Below are 14,860 nucleotides of genomic sequence, written 5' to 3' on the forward strand. Positions count from 1 at the left end.
ACAATGTCGCTCGATCCGCATTCCGCCGTCACGCGCTACCGTTCGTTGCCGCCGAGCCTGCCTCAGCCCGTCGCCGAGCAGTGGGATTGGCAGCTGCGTGGGTCGTGCAGACACGAGGACCCAGTGCTGTTCTACCCGCCGACCAGCGCGCGGGGTAGATCCCTCGCGGCCATGGAAGCTCGGGCCAAAGCCATCTGCACCGGCTGCCCGGTGATGCGCACCTGCAGGGACTACGCACTGGAAGCCGCCGAGCCGCACGGTATCTGGGGTGCCACCACATCGAAGGAACGGGCCCTGGCCGGTGCCTCGTTCGACATCGGGCCGGCACCGACACCACCGGCACCGACACCACAGCCCCCGGAACCCCCGGCAGTGGAGAAGATCGACGAGACCGAGCAGCCACCGCGCCGTATGCACCGCATCGGACCACCACAGCGGCCCTACCGGCGCATTCCTCGACCCGACTCGGTCCAGCCCGTCACCGCGGACCGGCCGCCGACGAAACCCTGACTCTGCGCGCGTCGAGCAGTTCGGTTGCTCCGCACACACGATGCCGAGCTCGGCGTGACCTATCCTGGTCACCAGGTCGACAGTGAGGGCGAGATCGTGCGGAGAGCGTCTGGCGAGTTGGAGGAGTCGGTCCTTCAGCTGCTCGGGGAACACCGAGAACTGTCGGTGGCCGAGGCCAGGGATCTGCTCGGTTCCGACCTCGCCCATACGACCGTGATGACGGCATTGGTCCGTTTGCACGGCAAGAGGCTCGTCGATCGCGAACGACGCGGGCGCTCGTACGTCTACACACTCCGGGCGCCGGTCGACGATTTGCCTGCTCTGCGTGCGGCCATGCGAATGCGCACCGAACTCGACACGCGCGCGGAAAGGGCAGACGTTTTGGCCAACTTCGTCGCATCGCTCGACCCCGAAGACGAAGTCGTACTTCGTGAACTGTTGTCTCGGAACTCCTCCGACGGCGAGACATGACACTCTTCGTCGTCGTCGCCGCACTCCCGTGGATCATGTCGGTTGCGCTGAGAACGTACGCACACCGCACGGCCGACGATCGTTCTCCGTACTCCACGGTCGTCGTGGTCCCTGTCCTTGCCGCCGTCACGGCCTTCGGCGTCGTCGCATCCAGTGCAGCCCTCGGATCCGTGCTGTGTGCGTCCGGCAACGCAGCACTCATCGGAGTGGGGGTAGTCGTACTCGGTTGGGTCGTGTGGAGGCTCGCCTCCGTCGTGGCCCACTGTCGTCGGGTCGTCGTCAGTGCGCGCGACGCACGCCCGTTCTCAGCATCCGCGCGTACGAACGGAGGGACGGTGGTCGTCGAGTCGACCGAACCGGATGCCTTCGCCGTCGCGTCGGGAGGTGGTGCGGTGGTCGTCACGACCGCGCTCGTCGAGATGCTGTCGGACACCGAACTGCAGACCGTGATCGAGCACGAACGTGGACATCTCCGTTTCCGACACAGTGCCTGGACGCAGATGGTGGAGATCGCAGCCCAGCTGAATCCCCTGCTGCGGCCGGTCGTCGGACACGTCCGTCATGCCGCGGAGCGCCATGCCGACGAACACGCGGCAGCACTGCACAACAGGCGCGCCGCGATGTCGGCGCTCGCGCGGACCGCGTTGCTCCGCGCACACGTCGAACGGAACACGACCGCACTGTCCAGTACCGGCGGTGACGTCGTACGGCGTGTCCGCGCACTGACCGAACCCGCGCCACCGCCCCAACGTCGACCGGTCGTTGTCGCGGCGGTCGTGTTGATCGTGGCGTTCTCGGCAATGTCCATAGCCCTCGCAGACGTCGTGCAGGACGTGATCTCACCGGAAGCCGGGGAGGCTCCCACCTCGGTCTTCCGGTGAGAAACGCCGCCGTCAGATCCCGGCGACACCCGCGAGTTGCCCGATACCGTAGGTGACAACCATGGCCAACGCTCCCCCGATCACGATTCTCGTCACGGCGGGTCGAGCGGGCGCGTCGCCGAGCCTCGCACTGATCGTGCCCGTCGCGGCGAGTGCAATCAGCACGACGACGAAGGTCACCGGGATCCGGACGGACGCGGGCAGAAGAACGATGGCAAGCAGTGGGAGAAGAGCTCCGCTGACGAACGCCACCGCCGATGACCCCGCTGCCTGCCACGGATCGGTCAGCGCATCCGGATCGATACCCAGTTCCGCGTCGACGTGGGCTGCGAAGGGATCGCTCGCGGTCAATTCTTGGGCGACCGTCATGGCCGTCGCCGGCGACAGGCCTTTGGCTTCGTACAGCGCGGCAAGCTCTGCCAGTTCCTGCTCGGGCTCGTCCTCGAGCTCACGGCGTTCCTTGTCCAACAGCGATCGCTCGGTGTCGCGTTGTGTGCTCACCGACACGTACTCACCCAGCGCCATCGACACCGCGCCGGCAACCAGGCCTGCAATGCCCGCGGTCAGCACCGGACCACGCTCGACGGTGGCAGCGGCAACACCGACGACCAAGCCGGCGGTCGATACGATGCCGTCGTTGGCACCCAGAACTCCGGCGCGTAGCCAGTTCAAGCGGCCGCCGATGTCACGGTGCGGTTCTGCCTCGTGGGTACCGGGAACGGAGTCCGGCATGCTCACCTCCTGTGAACCGACTGTCAGAAGACCGGTGGGATCACCCGTCAGCGGACTGGACCATCCTGCGCCGGCGCCGAGGTGAAAGCGTCTTCCCACGCCGCACGGGCACCGGATTCGCCGATCCGATAGACCTGCACGATCGTCGCTGCTCCCACCACGACGGCGATCAGGACGACGGCGATCGACTGCCACTTCACCGGACGAATCCCACGTAGATCGCGACGATGGCGGACGACGAGCAATGCAGCCACGACAACCGCTGCTAGAGCGAAGTAGAGCATCGTGTCACCCAACTCGGCATGGGTCTCGACGACCGTGGACTCGGGAACGCGCTTCTCCAGCCATTCACCGGCATCCGTCGTCAGCGGGGTCAGCACGAGCGTCACGAGCGCAAGCACTGCGATGAGCCATACGAGCCTGCGACGCATCGCAGGCCAGATACTTGCCCCCACGGCCAACACGGCTTCGAGCGGGGCGAGCACTACGACGAAGTGGACCAACAGAACGTGAACGGGCAAGCCATCGATAGTCGACACTTCAAGTCTCCTCGGGTTCGGACCATCGTAATACTACAGGCTTTGTAGTATTACGATGCTGTAGTCCACGTATCGGACGGGTTCTGGATCATGCGCTGCAGGATCTCCACATAGCGCTCACCGATCGTTCGAACCGTGCCGTGATCGAACAGCACTGCGGGATAGACGAGTGCGAACGACAGGCCCGATACCTCGCCCGCCTTGTCACGACGCTCGACGACATGCATGTGCAGATCGCATTTCGCGAATTCGAGCGGGCGCGGAGTCACGTCGAAACGCGTGCCTCCGACGTCGACATGCGACGCCGTGAAGACGTCCAAGGAGAGCGCAATCTGAAACAGCGGATGACGCGTCGGGTGGGTTCCGGGATCCAGTTCCGCGGCGACGCGATCGAACGGAACGCTCGAATGGTCGAGGGCACGTGTCTCACTGACGTGCGCAGCGGCGACGACGTCCGCGAACGTCGTCGTGTGCGTGATGTCGGTTCTGATCGCGAGAGTGTTGACGAACATGCCGACCAGAGGGTCGTACCTCGGGTCGTCTCGTCCGGCGATCGGTGTACCGATCGCAATGTCGGTCCGTCCTGTCATCGTGGAGACGAGAACGACGAGTGCTGCTCGAAGCACGGTGAATCTGCCGGTGTCGCACCGTCGCGCCAGCAGATTCACGTCCTCGACATCACCTCCAACAAGATCGAATTCGATTCTGCCGCCCGTGAAATCCCACTCCTGCGGCCTGGCGCGGTCGGTGCCGATCTCGGTGTCGAAGGCAAGGCCACTCAGCTCGCGGCGCCAGAAGTCCAGAGCCGACGCATGGGATCGCTGCGAATCCCAGACGCTGTGATCGGCGTACTGCAACGGCAGATCGGTCCATGCCGGTGCGTCGCCCGACGCTCTGGCGCGATACGCCACCGAGAAGTCGTGGGCGAGCCCACCGAGCGACCATCCATCCGCAGCGATGTGGTGCACCACGCACGCGAGCACATGGGCGCCGGGCTCTGTGTCGAACAGCGTTGCCCGAATGGGCATTTCGAATCGTACGTCGAACGGTGCTTCGAGGACGCCGGCGAGAGCGTGCGCGTCGAACGATGCACGGCCGAGGGCGGACTGCAACCGCGCCATGTCGTCGACGACGATCTGACGCGGCCCCCACGGCGAATCCGGGTGCACAGTGCGCAACGTCCGGTGCCGAACGAGCACGTCGACGAACGCCGCCTCGGCGGCCGACACATCGAACGGGCCAGTGATGTCGACCGTGAACGGCAGATTGTAGAGCGGCAGCCGACAGTCGCGATCGATGTCGACTTGGCTCGCGGACAAGGGAACGACCGCAACGCCGTTCGACCCTCCGGAAATGGCACGGTCCATGGAAGACCGATCCCGAGTCCGCGTAGCGATGATCGCGGCGAGTGCCCGCACGGTCCGAGCACCGACGAGATCCCGAACACCGACGTCGACACCCAGTTCCGCCCGCAGGCGCGCCACCACTCCGGTTGCCACCAACGAGTCACCACCCAGGTCGAAGAACGACGCCGTGACATCGACCCGTTCCACCTGGAGCACAGTCGTGAATATCTGTGCAACAACCACTTCCAACGGCTCTGCCGGCTCCTCGATCGAACCGGATGCCGTGTCGGCAACGGGCTCCGGCAGCGCGGCTCTGTCGAGCTTCCGGTTGACCGTGAGAGGTATCGATTCGACGGCGGTAACGGTGGCCGGGACCGCGTGGGCAGGCAGAATCTTCGCGACGAACCGTCTGATGTCCTGTGAATCGACAGATCCGACCCCGTCATACACGACGAATCCGTCGATCCGCGATTCACCACGTCCTCCTCGGCGCAGTGCGGACGCCGCGGAGACGACGTTCGGGTATCGGCGGAGTGCCGCGTCGACCTCACCGAGTTCGACGCGGTTGCCACGGATCTTCACCTGGTCGTCGATTCTGCCGACGAACACGAGCGAACCGTGTGCGGCCGACCGCGCCATGTCCCCGCTGCGGAACATTCGAACTCCGGTGCCGCCGAAGGGATACGCCACGAACCTCGATGCGGTGGCTGCGGCGCGATCGGCGTAACCGCGCGCCACACCGGCTGTCGCGATGTAGATCTCCCCGATCGCCCCGGGCGGCACGGGCCTCATGTTCCTGTCGAGCAGGTGAACAACGGCGCCCACCATGGCAGTTCCGATTCCGGCGTCGGCTGCGGCGCTCAGCGGACCGGTCATCGTGACGCTACAGGTGGTCTCGGTGGGTCCGTAGGCGTTGAGCAACCGCCGGCCCGGCGCCCACGCGTCGACGATGTCGGTCGATGACGACTCGCCGCCGATGACGATCGTCCCGACGTCGTCGAGCGCCGAAGCATCCAGCGTCGCCAATGCGGACGGTGTGATGAACAGATGGGTGACTCGTCGGTAGGCGAGCAGGTTCGTCAGCTCGTCACCCGCGTAGACATCGGACGGCGCGATCACCAGGCACGCTCCCGCCACCGCGGCGGCGAGTTGCTCGACCACCGAGGTGTCGAATCCGAGCGATGCCAGGTGGCACACTCGCGACGTCGGGTCGAGCGCGTAGCTGGACCGAATCTGCTGTACCAGTCCCGCTACACCCTCGTGTGTGACCACCACCCCCTTCGGCGTGCCGGTCGAACCGGAGGTATAGATGACGTACGCGGCATTGCCAGGGCGAGCTCTGCTCGACACCGGGTCGTCGTGCAGCGATGCCTGTTCGACGGCATCGTCGACGAGTACCCACTCGAGTCCGCTTGACGCCGCGGGTGCCTCGGACCTCGCTGCGAGGCCGATCACGGCGTGACTGTCTCGGAGAACGAACTCGATCCGGTCGTCGGGCAGTCTCGGGTCTATCGGGACGAACACCGCACCCGCGCGGGCGACGGCCCAGAACGCGATCACCGAATCGACGGTGCGGCTCATGCACACTGCGACAGTGTCTTCCGCTTCGATTCCTCGGTGCCTCAGCACACGCGCCAGACAATCGACACGCTCGTTCAGGTCCCAGTACGTCAGTACCGTCGCACCGTCGTCGACGGCGATGCCGTTTCCCACGAGACGGACGGCCTCGTCGAATACATCGATCAGGGTTGTGTTCGCATCCACGGTGGCGCCGACGGACGCTGCGGCCGTGGACGATTCGTCGGGGAGGAACAAATCGAGGTCCCCGACGGCGGTGTCGGTGACGTTCGGGGCCGTGAAGAGATCGAGGAAGTGCAGGAACCGCCTGTGATGTCGAGCCAGATCGCGACGCGGGTACACGGACGGGTTGCCCTCGAAGTCGATCCGCGGCCCCCGGTCGCCTCGATCGGGGTAGATGTCCACCGCGAGGTCCACCACGGGACCGGTGGTGAGGATGTGCACCTGTCCGTCGATGCCCCCTACTGCGATGCGGTTGGAGAACATCATGACGTTGACCGTCGGGCCGAAAGACACTGCGGGAAAATGCAGGTCGCCGAGAGCACTGGGCCCCGCATCGGGCCGCCGCCGTTGGTGGCGCAGCACGGACCCGAGCGCGGTCTCGGTCATCTTCACCGCGCCACCGACTGTCGTACGCCCGATGCCCACCAACTCCAGCGGCACCACATTCGACGTCGTGAACCCGGCCCTGCGAAGCACTGCCGTCGATCGCGCCGATACCGGGAGGGACAGCCGCACGTCCGCCGAGTCCGTCATGCGCGCGAGAAATGCCGCGAAGGCCGCGATGACGATGCTCGACGTCGCGTGCCCCGCTGTCGGCGAGCCGGCAAGGTTCTCGAGATCCGGCGACGCGCCGGCTCCGACGATCGTCGTCGACATCGCCTGCGGCGCAGCGACACTTCCCAGAGTCACTCCGGCAGAGCGAGCGTTATCCATTGCCGATGCGCGCCAGTACTCCCGGTCGCGTGTCGCGCGAGCCGAAGCCTGGTATTTGCGGTCCTCGTCCACCACCGCTTCGGGGGTCGAGACATCTGCCGCCGGCGGTTCCTTTCCCGAGACAACGGCATCGTAGATCGATGCGGCCCGCTCCAGTACTCGCACCGATGCGTATCCGTCGAGCGCGATGTGGTGCGCGCGGGTGTACCAGAGGACATGGTCGTCGGCGAGACGGAACAACCGCAGTCGAACCAGACATCCGTCCAGCGGAAAGCGGGTTCGGCAGTCCTGGTCCATCCAGCGCAGAGCGGTGTCCCTGGCCGAGTCGTCGCCGCGTAAATCGACCACCGCGGTGGCGTCGCGCACGTCGGTGGTGAACGTCTGGACCGGACGCCGCCCGTCGTCGCGAACGCGCATGGACACCGATCCGTATTCCACGTGGGCACGTACACCGCTGTCCAGCAACGCGTCGACGTCGATGTTTCCGTTCAGTTCGACGTAGTAGGCAATGGCGAAGGGGATGTCCGGCACCAAGTGCTGCGCGTACCAGATATCGACCTGCGGCGTGCTCAACGGCAGTGCATCATGCTTCATGGATCCCCCAGTGACCACTCGACCCCATTACCGAATGCAACTACTACAGCTTCAGTAGTACAAGACTACCGACCGATCCCCGACTGTGCATCGACGCTTGTCGGCAGCAACTAGTTCGCAGAACACAATGTGGTTACGTCGGGTAACAACTTGGCGAGAATCGCCATTTCTGCACCCGCGGCACCTACGGTGAGCACACATCGCTCGTAGAAGATGGGGAGCCGGAGATGAAACGTGGAACCACACTGACCTCTCTCGTCGTAGGGTTCGCCGCCACCGTCGCGCTGACGCTCGGCGCCGGGGGCACAGCTCATGCGAGTCCACCCGTCGACCCCGTTGCCGCCCTGCAGGCCGTGGGTGTACCGGCCGACGTCGCCGGACTTGCTGCCGTCGCCACGCCTGTCGCGAACGGGGTCGACACCGTCAACCTCGCGAATCGGACCGGCGGCTTCCCCGGTGCGAAAGTGGACGCGATCATCGACCACCCCGCTCGCCAGATCACCGTGGTGCAGCGCTGGCTCGACTACCAACCGTCGGACCTGCGCGTGGGCTGGGTCAACCTGAGCACAGGCCGAGCCGGTCTGACCGGCCTCCCGAACGCGGTACCGGGCACCCTCGACGGTATCTACCCGGCCACCGATCGCACGGCGGTGCTACCGACCGGCGCCGGACCGGTCCTGCTCGTGGTCTACGGTCGCGTCCCGGGGTGGACCGGACTGATCCCGCTCGCCCCCGAGTACTTCGGTTATCTCACCCCGGCCGTCACCGTGCTCGGCGTCTGATGACGCGCCTCTTCCGGTCGCGTGACGCCGCCGAACCGGCTACTCCTGTTCGCACTGCAGCTGCGTGCGCGATCATCGCGCTCTCGGTAGTCGCATTCAGTGGATGCGCGAGTTCCGACGACGTTGCCGCCCCGAGCCCCGGCGCGACGAGCACTTCTCGAACCCCGATCGCACCGACCGCACCGGCCGCACCGACCGAGCAGGTCGAGCAGGTAGAGCCGGTCGAGCAGGTCGATCCGGCAACCCTGGCCGCCGACGGCAACGGCATCGCGTGGACGTCGCCCACCAAGAACATCTCCTGCCGAATCTCCTCCGACACCTACGGATCCGGCTGCCAATCGCGCGACGCGCCAGTGCCTCGGGGCGCGGCCTGCACCAACCCCACCTTCACCGTCGATGAACTGTCCAAGGGGTTCTTCCTGCACCCGGACCGAGTGGAACCGACCTGCTTCAACCAAGGAGTATTCGCCTCGGAGTTCCCAGTAGTACTCGAGTACGACCAGTCCGTCACCTTCGACGGATACACATGTACAGCCAGGCGCACCGCAATGATGTGCAGCACCGCAAACGGACACGGATTCGAACTGTCGAGGGAAACAGCGAACTGGTACTGACCATTCGCCGCTGACTTCGACGAGCACCTCACCCTTGATCCCACAGGGCCGGCTGCCCTGTTGCATACAACCGCGCTTCGTCCATGAGTTTCTGCGCGGGCGGTGTCAGGTGAGTTTTCCGGCAGACGGCGGCGACGTGCAGATACGACTCCGGGACGATCCGGTGAATTCTGGCGCCCGCCTGCCGCGCCGACGGCGCCCACGACGACGGCATGACCGCCTGGCCGAATCCACTGAGCACCATCGGCAGGATCGACGTTCGATGTGCAACCTCGGCGGCGATGGTGGCGTCGACGCCACTCGCGAGCACCTCGTCGACGAGTGTTCGCATCAACGAACCGTGCTGGGACACGATCAGTCTCAGTCCGGACAGTTCGGACCGTTCGATGACCGGGGCGTCCGGGGTGTTCGCGCCCGCGCCCGAGATGAGGATCAACGGTTGGCTTTCCAGTGCCACGACCTCCAGCTCGGGGGCACGGACGTCACTGGGCGAACCCAGAATTCCCACTTCGCACGCGCCGGTTCGCACTGCGTGCAAAACCTCGTCCGGGGTGAAGGCAGCCTCGGCGTTCACGGTGACGGACGGATACGACGTGCTGAACCGAGTCAGGATGGTCGTCAACGGCTCGATACCCGGTGAGGGCATCGTGATCAGATCTACACGTCCACGACGCAAACCCTTCAACTCCTCGACCGAGGCGGCCGCGTCGTCGAGGTCTCGCAGCACCACCCGCGCGGGGCCGATCAAGGTCTCGCCCGCATCGCTCAGGACCAAGCGTCGTCCGATGCGGTGGAAAAGCGGAACACCCAGCTCCCGCTCCAACGATGCGATCGACTGAGACAGAGACGGCTGCGCAATGAGAAGCGCCTCGGCTGCCCGGTTGATGCCCCCTTCGTCGACGACGGCCAGAAAGTACCTCAGATGCCGCGCGTCCATCCGTCGAACCTCCTCGGGTGTGATGACGCTCCGTGAAGCCGGTGCCCGAGCATGCACTCTACCTGCGAAAATCCGACTCGATTAGGAAAAACCGATAAGCCGGATCGGCTTTTGGTCTTGGACGCCGATTGCCCTGTCACCCCTTAATGGTTCAAGACAGAATGTGACCTGCACAACAACGGAGGAACTCATGGCAATCGAACCCACCACGTACAAGATCGCGTCCATCCCGGCCGACGGTGTCGGCCGGGAGGTGGTCGAGGCGGGCCAGCGCGTATTGGACGTTCTGGCCGCGCAGTCCGGCGGCAAGTTCGCCTTCCAGTGGGACGAGTTCCCCTGGGGCTGCGGTTACTACGCGGAAACCGGCAAGATGATGGCCGACGACGGACTGGACACCCTGAAGGGCTACGACGCCATCTACTTCGGTGCTGTCGGCTGGGAAAACGTTCCGGATCACATCAGCCTGTGGGGTCTGCGGCTCAACATCACGCAGAACTTCGACCAATGGGCCAACGTGCGTCCGGTGAAGTTCCTCCCCGGCGTCCAGTCGCCGCTTCGGAAGGCCGATGACACCGAGCTCGACTGGGTCGTCGTTCGTGAGAACAGTGAAGGCGAGTACGCCGGCCTCGGAGGGCGCAACCTCAGCGGCCGCGGACCCGGGAACGAAGTCGCACTGCAGACCGCGCTGTTCACCGAGAAGGGATGCGAGCGCATCATGCGCTTCGCGTTCGACCTCGCCCGCACCCGTACCGTGAAGAAAGTCTCCAGCGTCACCAAATCCAACGCTCAGCAGTACGGAATGGTGCTGTGGGACGACGTCTTCAAGCGCGTCGCACTCGATTACCCGGACGTCACGACCGAAAGCGTGCTCGTCGACGCCATGAGCGCAAAGTTCATCTTGCATCCGGAGGACCTGTCCGTCGTCGTGGCCTCCAACCTCAACGCCGACATCCTCTCCGACCTCGGGTCGGCTCTCGCGGGAAGTCTCGGCGTCGCCGCGAGCGCAAACCTCAATCCCGAGCGCCGCTTCCCGAGCATGTTCGAACCCGTTCACGGCTCGGCCCCCGACATCGCAGGCAAGGGGATCAGTAACCCGATCGGCGCCATCGCCAGCGCAGCGTTGATGCTCGATCACTTCGGGCTGCACGAGGAGGCACGCCGCGTCGAAGCTGCGATCGAAAGGGCGACCGGTGGCGGCGCACTGACGCGCGACATCGGCGGTACCTCGGACACCCACGAGGTCACCGAGGCCATCGTCCATGCACTGCAGAACGCCCTGACACCCGCCTGATCCACCGCGTCACCCACGTCGGTCGGTAACTCTCGACCAGCAACGAAGAAAAATGCGAACTCTCACCCGAGGTGAATCTCATGGGAACAACAAGCAGCACAGCGAGTTACCAACCGACCACGGTGAAGAAACCCTGGTACAAACAGCTCTACTTCTGGGTCATCGTCGCCATCGTCGCCGGCATCGATGTCGGATGGCTCTGGCCTAGCACCGGCGAAGCGATGGAACCGATCGGAACCACCTTCATCACCGCGATGAAGATGCTCATCGGGCCGATCGTGTTCCTGACCATCGTCGGCGGCATCGCCTCGGTCGCAGACCTCAAGAAGGTCGGCCTGACCGGCATCAAGGCTCTGACCTACTTCCAAGTCGGCACCATCATCGCGATGCTCACCGGCTTGGTGGCCATCAACATCTTCCGACTGGGTGACGGGGTCAACGCGGACGCAGCATCCCTCGAAACCACCGACTCGGCAAACAGTTTCATCAAGGCAGGCGAGGAGAAGGAATGGTGGGAATTCATCACCCACCTCGTCCCGGACAGTGTCGTCGGCCCCTTCGTCGAGGGCGACATCCTTCAGGTCATCTTCCTTGCCGTCATCTTCGGCGTCGCCATCAATGCGGTGGGCCAGATCTCGGATCCGATCCGAGATGCCGTCGAGCGACTCACTGCGGTCGTGTTCAAGGTCCTGAGCTTCATCATGAAGCTCGCCCCACTGGGAGCCTTCGGAGCCATGGCATTCGCCATCGGCAAGTACGGCGTGTCCACGCTCACCAGCCTCGGCAGCCTCATCCTTCTGTTCTACGCCACCTCGGCACTGTTCGTCATCGTCGTACTCGGGTCGGTCATGGCGTACCTGCGGCTCAACATCTTCCGAATGCTGGGCTTCTTCAAAGAAGAACTCCTGCTGATCCTCGGCACATCCACCGCCGAGCCGGCCTTGCCGGGACTGATGCGCAAACTCGAATACGCAGGCGTCAAGAAGACCACCGTCGGCCTCGTCGTCCCCACTGGCTACAGCTTCAACCTCGACGGCGCCGCGATCTACCTGTCCCTCGCGGCGCTCTACATCGCCCAGGCCACCAACACCGACCTGACGATCGCCCAGCAGCTCGGACTCCTCGGCGTCATGCTCCTCACCTCCAAGGGAGCGGCAGGCGTGGCCGGCGGCGGATTCATCGCCCTGACCGCGACATTGAGCACGCTGGGCACCATCCCCGCCGCAGGCATCATGCTGATCTTCGGCATCGACAAGTTCATGTCCGAATGCCGCGCACTGGTCAACTTCATCGGCAACGCCGTCGCCACCCTGTTCGTCGCCAAATGGAACCATGAACTCGACGTCGACCGCGCTCGCCGCGTCTTCGCCGGCGAAGTCCTTCCACCTCCCGACGGCGACATCGAGAACGACTTCGACATGGAAGTCCTCGAACACCAGTCGGAGCCCGTCACTGCTCGTTCCTCGGCGGTTCACGAACAGCTGCAGCCCGCAACACATTCGAGCAGCTCGAGTCACAGCTAAGCGCCACTACGACCGCAGTGCTACGAATTGCCCGATACTTCACGAATTCGCGGATTACCGCCGAATCGACGAAGTATCGGGCAATTCGTGTCTCCAGACCACACGCTATGCAGTGTCAGCCGACCGTCACGTATCCGATGACCATGTCGGTGAGCATTTTTCGAAGACGCTCCCGGTTCTCGGGCGCGACGGGGTCGAACTGGAACAGCCAGTCGAAGGTGTACTGGTTGGAGACGCGGAAGAAGCTGAAGCTGGTGATGGTGAAGTGGAGGTCGACGGCGTCGATACCGTCTTTGAAGACTTTCGCCTCACGGCCGCGGTGGAGGATGTCGGACAGTAGATCCAGTGCCGGGCCGGCGAGTTCGCTGCGCTCCCCGGATTGTCCCAGGTAGAAGGCTTTGAGCGTGTTCTCGCTCGCCATCAGACGGACGAAGTCGGGGTTCCGCTCGTGGTAGTCGAAGGTCAGCTCGACGACGCGCCGGAGTGCGTCCACGGGATCGAGTTCGTCGACGTGAACCCGCTGCTCCTCGGCGCGAATGTTGACGATCGCGCTCTCGAGCACCGATCGGTAGAGACCTTTCTTGTCGCCGAAGTAGTAGTAGATCATCTTCTTCGTCGTCTTCGTCCGTAGCGCGATGTCGTCCATTCGGGCGCCGGTGAAGCCCTTGGCCGCGAACTCCGCCATGGCCTCCGTCAAGATGTTGCCCCGAACATCCCCGCCGCGTGCACCTCGGCGGCCCTGAACCTCGGACGCTGTCGACATCGTGTCGAACCCCCTGGCTGTCTCCACTCGTTCCCTACGCCTGTTCGGCGACTTACACCAGACAGTGAACCACGGCACAGGCCGATCCGGTGGACGAAGACGTCGATCGCGGGGCCGGAAGGCCGGTACACGCCCATTCTTTTTGGCATCCGTCGATTCAACTGGGGCATCGACACAGGTAGAGCGGCACGAACAGCCGTCTCCAGCGGTCAGCGCGTGGACATTGTCTGCCGGCGATCTATGGACGTGTCGACGATCACGTTGTACGGTTCGCCTAGTTCACCAAAAAGTGAAAACCTGTTCATGCAGACGAAGTAATCGCTGCCGATCGCGCAATCGGGAGCAGATGCACCACCGAGCGGTGCAGGCACACCGGAGTGTCTGCACCCACCAGCCCTCGTCGAGCCCGCACCGTGTCGGCAACCCCAGTCGTCGTTCGGTCACAACGATCCAGCCCTGAATTCGATCCCTCACCGAAGGATGAATGGCCATGACAGCATCCGATATACAGACAAGCGCAGCGCCTGCCGGTGTTCCGGCACCCGCCGCACCGACGGACCGCGTACCGACCCGCAGACCGTGGCCTCGTCGCGATTCGCTCATCACCGGCACCAAGGCAGTCGTCGGCATCCTCGGGCTGTTGGCCCTGTGGGAACTGGCAGTCGCGATCACCCGCCCGCCCGAGTACATCCTGGTCGGACCCATCGCCGCGTTCGCCGAATTGTTCTCTCGCTTCGACTATTTCGCGACGAACGCCTGGGTGACGATCGGCGAGGCGCTGGCTGGATTCGTCGGCGGCACGTTGCTCGGCATCGTGTGCGGGGGCCTGCTGCACTATTCACCGACGATCCGGACGTTTCTCTATCCGGCCCTCGTCACGATCGACACGATTCCCAAGGTCGCCCTGGCACCTCTGTTCATCGTGTGGTTCGGCTTCGGCTTCGAGTCGAAAGCGTTCGTCGCCATGGCAATTGCTTTCTTCCCACTGGTCATCAACACGTTCGACGGTCTCAGCACCGTTCCGCACGAGCTGAAGGAACTGGCGCGGATCAATAAGGCGTCGACATGGAAGCGTCTGACGAAGATCGAGTTCATCTACGCACTTCCATCGATCTTCTCCGGTGCCAAGATCTCGATCTCCCTTGCTGTGGGCGGCGCCGTCGTCGGTGAGTTCATCGCCGGGTCGAAGGGCCTCGGATACGTGATCATGCTCGCCAACAGTCAGGTGGATCTGGCCGCCATGTTCGCGGCGTTCTTCGTACTCGCCGCCATCGCGCTGGTTCTGTTCTTCGTCGTCGACTTCGCCGGCAAGAAGCTCATGCCCTGGAAGTCCCACGCGAAATGACCGATCGAACTGGAGACC

The 14,860-nt window shown here is 64.2% G+C and carries 13 protein-coding genes; 8 read left to right on the forward strand and 5 right to left on the reverse strand.

What is annotated here, in order from left to right; genetic code table 11:
• The first annotated feature begins 3 nt into the window (after positions 1-3).
• From CH290_RS00860 to CH290_RS00870, 3 genes are read left to right on the forward strand one after another with little or no spacing between them, the layout of a single operon-like run.
• Complete coding sequence (locus CH290_RS00860; protein ID WP_020111910.1) at positions 4-510, forward strand: WhiB family transcriptional regulator; 507 nt, start codon at positions 4-6, stop codon at positions 508-510.
• A 54-nt stretch (positions 511-564) separates the two neighbouring features.
• Positions 565-981 carry a BlaI/MecI/CopY family transcriptional regulator gene (locus CH290_RS00865; RefSeq protein WP_230620973.1) on the forward strand — a complete coding sequence of 139 codons (417 nt, stop codon included), beginning with the start codon at positions 565-567 and terminating at the stop codon, positions 979-981.
• Entirely contained in the window at positions 978-1,862 is an 885-nt protein-coding gene (locus tag CH290_RS00870) for a M56 family metallopeptidase (protein ID WP_019663752.1), read from the forward strand. The genes CH290_RS00865 and CH290_RS00870 overlap by 4 nt, the downstream gene beginning before the upstream one ends.
• 12 nt (positions 1,863-1,874) lie before the next feature.
• Here CH290_RS00870 and CH290_RS00875 read toward each other — a convergent pair whose 3' ends face one another.
• From CH290_RS00875 to CH290_RS00885, 3 genes are read right to left on the reverse strand one after another with little or no spacing between them, the layout of a single operon-like run.
• Entirely contained in the window at positions 1,875-2,594 is a 720-nt protein-coding gene (locus CH290_RS00875) for a VIT1/CCC1 transporter family protein (protein WP_019663753.1), read from the reverse strand.
• A 47-nt stretch (positions 2,595-2,641) separates the two neighbouring features.
• Positions 2,642-3,133: a DUF2231 domain-containing protein gene (locus CH290_RS00880; RefSeq protein ID WP_027498834.1), complete on the reverse strand. Its 492-nt coding sequence runs from the start codon at positions 3,131-3,133 to the stop codon at positions 2,642-2,644.
• Positions 3,134-3,183: 50 nt separating this feature from the next.
• Positions 3,184-7,587, reverse strand: coding sequence for a non-ribosomal peptide synthetase (locus CH290_RS00885; RefSeq protein WP_033189219.1), 4,404 nt, complete (start codon positions 7,585-7,587; stop codon positions 3,184-3,186).
• A gap of 227 nt (positions 7,588-7,814) precedes the next feature.
• Between CH290_RS00885 and CH290_RS00890 the strand changes: the two genes are divergently transcribed.
• Both CH290_RS00890 and CH290_RS00895 read left to right on the forward strand, forming a co-directional pair.
• Positions 7,815-8,369: a hypothetical protein gene (locus tag CH290_RS00890; protein ID WP_020111914.1), complete on the forward strand. Its 555-nt coding sequence runs from the start codon at positions 7,815-7,817 to the stop codon at positions 8,367-8,369.
• Positions 8,369-8,983, forward strand: a complete 615-nt coding sequence (locus CH290_RS00895) for a DUF6636 domain-containing protein (RefSeq protein WP_020111915.1) — start codon at positions 8,369-8,371, stop codon at positions 8,981-8,983. The genes CH290_RS00890 and CH290_RS00895 overlap by 1 nt, the downstream gene beginning before the upstream one ends.
• A 28-nt stretch (positions 8,984-9,011) precedes the next feature.
• Here the strand turns inward: CH290_RS00895 and CH290_RS00900 are convergent, their stop codons facing one another.
• Positions 9,012-9,920, reverse strand: a complete 909-nt coding sequence (locus tag CH290_RS00900) for a LysR family transcriptional regulator (RefSeq protein ID WP_020111916.1) — start codon at positions 9,918-9,920, stop codon at positions 9,012-9,014.
• 190 nt (positions 9,921-10,110) lie between these two features.
• Between CH290_RS00900 and CH290_RS00905 the strand changes: the two genes are divergently transcribed.
• Complete coding sequence (locus CH290_RS00905) at positions 10,111-11,211, forward strand: tartrate dehydrogenase (RefSeq protein ID WP_033189218.1); 1,101 nt, start codon at positions 10,111-10,113, stop codon at positions 11,209-11,211.
• Positions 11,212-11,291: 80 nt separating this feature from the next.
• The gene (dctA, locus tag CH290_RS00910) at positions 11,292-12,734 is read left to right on the forward strand and encodes a C4-dicarboxylate transporter DctA (RefSeq protein WP_033189217.1); all 1,443 of its coding nucleotides are present in this window, start codon (positions 11,292-11,294) and stop codon (positions 12,732-12,734) included.
• A 115-nt stretch (positions 12,735-12,849) separates the two neighbouring features.
• Here dctA and CH290_RS00915 read toward each other — a convergent pair whose 3' ends face one another.
• Entirely contained in the window at positions 12,850-13,497 is a 648-nt protein-coding gene (locus CH290_RS00915; RefSeq protein ID WP_019663760.1) for a TetR/AcrR family transcriptional regulator, read from the reverse strand.
• Between the two features lie 490 nt (positions 13,498-13,987).
• Between CH290_RS00915 and CH290_RS00920 the strand changes: the two genes are divergently transcribed.
• On the forward strand, positions 13,988-14,842 hold the full coding sequence (locus CH290_RS00920; protein WP_170947648.1) for an ABC transporter permease: 855 nt from the start codon (positions 13,988-13,990) through the stop codon (positions 14,840-14,842).
• The last annotated feature ends 18 nt before the right edge of the window (positions 14,843-14,860 follow it).

Origin of the sequence: Rhodococcus sp. 06-156-4 (assembly GCF_002259345.1) — a bacterium.
GTDB classification, from domain to species: Bacteria; Actinomycetota; Actinomycetes; order Mycobacteriales; family Mycobacteriaceae; genus Rhodococcoides; species Rhodococcoides fascians_E.